This window comes from Pseudomonas sp. 05N434 (genome assembly GCF_056396965.1).
On the sequence record NZ_JBFTMK010000552.1, the window covers coordinates 1 to 3,363 of the forward strand.

The 3,363-nt window shown below is 61.1% G+C and carries 3 protein-coding genes; all 3 read right to left on the bottom strand.

Going from position 1 to position 3,363, the window contains the following annotated elements:
- Positions 1 to 1,132 (bottom strand): formyltransferase (locus AC1DLB_RS25595; RefSeq protein WP_477785880.1); only part of this gene is annotated, 1,132 nt, incomplete at its 3' end.
- Positions 1,129 to 2,148, bottom strand: a complete 1,020-nt coding sequence (arnC, locus tag AC1DLB_RS25600) for an undecaprenyl-phosphate 4-deoxy-4-formamido-L-arabinose transferase (protein WP_018925834.1) — start codon at positions 2,146 to 2,148, stop codon at positions 1,129 to 1,131. The genes arnC and AC1DLB_RS25595, both read right to left, overlap by 4 nt.
- Complete coding sequence (gene arnB / locus AC1DLB_RS25605; RefSeq protein ID WP_018925835.1) at positions 2,145 to 3,293, bottom strand: UDP-4-amino-4-deoxy-L-arabinose aminotransferase; 1,149 nt, start codon at positions 3,291 to 3,293, stop codon at positions 2,145 to 2,147. Before arnB ends, arnC begins: the two co-directional genes overlap by 4 nt.
- Positions 3,294 to 3,363 lie beyond the last annotated feature (70 nt).

Genomic DNA, 3,363 nt, shown 5'->3' on the forward strand with positions numbered 1-3,363 from the left:
ACTCCGAGTGGATGCTGATATCGCCTTCGACGAAGTGGAAGTTCGGATGGCTGCGCAGGCGCTCGATGGCGTCCGAGCCGATGTCCAGGCCGTACACTTCATAGCGGTCGTCACGCAGCAGGCGCTCGGACAGGTGATTGCCGATGAAGCCGTTGACGCCAAGGATCAGCACGCGGGTGCGACGCGGTGCACGGCCCGATTCGGCGCCACGCAGCACAGAACCGTCGACCAGCCCCAGCTCATTGGCCAGTTGTGGACCGCTGAGGTACAGGCCGTTGTCGTTGCGTTGGCCGGCGTTGACCACCAGCGAGTCTTCGCCGCAGGCGATGCGCAGCGGATCGACGCTGATAACCCGGCCCGGTGCCTGGCCTTCGTTGCCCTTGACGACATCCGCGCTCCAGACAATCAACTTGTGCTCRCCCACGGCACAGAACGCGCCCGGGTAAGGTTGGGTCACGGCGCGGACCAGATTGAACAGTTCTTCGGCAGGTTTACTCCAGACCAGTTTGCCGTCCGCCGGGGTGCGACGGCCAAACACTGTGGCTTTGGATTCGTCCTGTGGGGTTTCGCTGATTTTGCCCTGAAGCAAGGCAGGCAAGGTGTCGCGCAGCAGATCGCTGGCGGCCTGGCGCAATTTGGCGTGCAGGGTCAGCGCGGTGTCGGCGCGCTCGATCGCTACCCGCTCCTGGGCAATGATGGCGCCGGCATCGGCACGTTTGACCATGCGGTGCAGGGTCACGCCGGTCTCGGTTTCACCGTTGACCAGTACCCAGTTGGCCGGTGCGCGGCCACGGTAGCGAGGCAGCAACGAACCGTGCAGGTTGAAGGCGCCTTTGCTGGCCGTGGCCAACAGTGGTTCGCTCAGCAGGTTGCGGTAGTAGAACGAAAACAGGTACTCGGGATTGAGTTTGCTGATGCGCTCGATCCACAGCGGGTGGTTGGCGTCTTCCGGAGCATGCACCGGGATGCCTTTACGGGCGCACAGTTGCGCAACCGAGCCATAGAACGCATTTTCCTTCGGGTCATCGGGATGGGTGAACACGGCTGCAATCTCGAAACCGCTGGCAAGCAGGGATTCGATGCCGGCACAGCCAATATCGTGATAAGCGAAGACAACAGCTTTTGCACTCATGAGAGAACCTGATCTGAAGAAGTGGAAGTGAGACCGTCAACGGTGACAACGGGGGCAGGAGCAGAAGGGGTGCTACGTAAAACTTTTTCGATAAAGAACCGTGGACGTGCCCGGACGTCGCTGTACATGCGACCCAGGTACTCGCCCAGCAGGCCCATGCCAATGAATTGCCCGCCGGTGAAAACGAACAGTACGGCGAACAGGACGAACGTACCGCCGCCCGCCCAACCGGCGCCGAAAGCCATGCGCAGCACAATCAACGCGATGGCGAACAGCACGCCTAGGCCGGCCATGCCGAAGCCGACGATGCTCAGCAATCGCAGGGGCGTGGTCGTCATGCAGGTGATCAGATCGAACATCAGGTTGATCAGGCGCATCGGGCTGTATTTGGATTCGCCGTGTTCACGCTCGGCGTGGGTCACCAGAATTTCCGTGGTGTGCCGGGCGAAGCTGTTGGCCAGGATCGGGATGAACGTGCTGCGTTCGCGGCAGGCGAGCATGGCGTCGACGATGGTGCGGCGGTAGGCGCGCAGCATGCAGCCGTAGTCGCTCATGGCAACACCGGTGGAGCGTTGCACGGCAAGGTTGATCAGCTTCGACGGCCAGCGACGCAAGGCCGAGTCCTGACGGTTGTTGCGCACCGTGGCGACTACGTCATAGCCCAGTTCGGCCTGAGCCACCAGCCGCGGGATTTCTTCAGGCGGGTTCTGCAGGTCGGCGTCGAGGGTGATCACCACGTCGCCCTTGCATTGTTCGAACCCTGCCATGATCGCCGCGTGCTGGCCGTAGTTGCGGTTGAGAATGACCGCCACCACCGGGCTGCCGTCGAGACTGGCCGCCTCCTCGAGGATTTGCGCCGAGTTGTCGCGGCTGCCGTCGTCGACCAGCACAATTTCGTAGTCATGGTGCAGTTGCTGGCACGCCGCTTCGGTGCGCCGAAGCAACTCGGGCAGACTGTCCTCCTCGTTATAGACCGGGATGACGATTGATACGCAACGGATCGGATAAGGTTTCACAGGCTTCTGTCCAGTGTTTTTTCAATGGCGCCGACGACACGATCGACATCATCGGTGGTCATGTCGGGGAACAACGGGATCGAACACAGCCGCGCCGAGTTCCATTCGGTGTTGGGCAGGTAGATGTTGGGGAAACGCTGCCGGTAGTAAGTGTGCAGGTGGGTGGCGATGAAGTGAATACCTGTGCCGATGTTCTGTTCCTGCAACGCCTTCATGAACGCCTCGCGATCCAGCCCGCAACGTTCGGCGTCGATGCGCAGGATGAACAGATGCCAGGCGTGCTGTTGCGCATGGGCCGGAATGGCCAGCGGTTGCACCGGCAGGCCTTCAAGGCGTTGCAGGTAGGTCTGGGCCAGCTCTGTGCGCTTGGCGTTGATCGCGTCCAGGCGTTCCAGCTGAACCAGGGCGATGGCGGCATTGATGTCGGCCAGGTTGTACTTGAAGCCGGGTTCGATCACCTGGGCCTGGGGTTTGCGGCCGTGGGTGAGGCGGTCGTAGGCGTCGACGCCCAGGCCATGGAACTTGAGCATGCGTACCCGATTGGCCAGGGCTTCATCGTCGCTGACGAACATCGCGCCCTCGGCGCAGGTCATGTTCTTGATCGCGTGGAACGAGAAGATCGCCGTGCCTTGGGCGCCGACATGCCGACCTTTATAGAAAGTGCCCGCTGCGTGAGCCGCGTCTTCGATGACGGTGATGCCATGTTTGTCGGCCAGAGCGTAGAGCGGATCGAGGTCGAATGCCGCGCCGGCGTAATGCACCGGAATGATTGCCTTGGTGCGAGGCGTGATCGCCGCTTCGATGCTCTCCAGGTCGCTCATCAACGTGTCGCGGTCAACGTCGACGAAAACCGGCGTCGCACCGAGCAGGCAGATCATGTTGGCGGTCGACACCCAGGTCTGGGACGGAGTGATGACTTCGTCACCGGGACCGATACCCAAGGCCAACAAAGTAATGTGCATGCCACCGGTGGCCGAGGACAATGCGACGGCATGCCGACAGCCGACATAGTTGGCGAAGTGTTCTTCCAGTTGCTGGTTTTTCGGCCCGGTAGTGATCCAGCCAGAGCGCAGTACTTGCTCTACCGCAGCAATTTCTTCATCGCCGATACTCGGGCGAGAGAAGGGGAGAAACGCCTGACTCATGGGCACCTCGGAACTGAAAAAAAATAAGACTATCAGGCTTGAACGTTGGATCCAACATCAGCGTAGACGC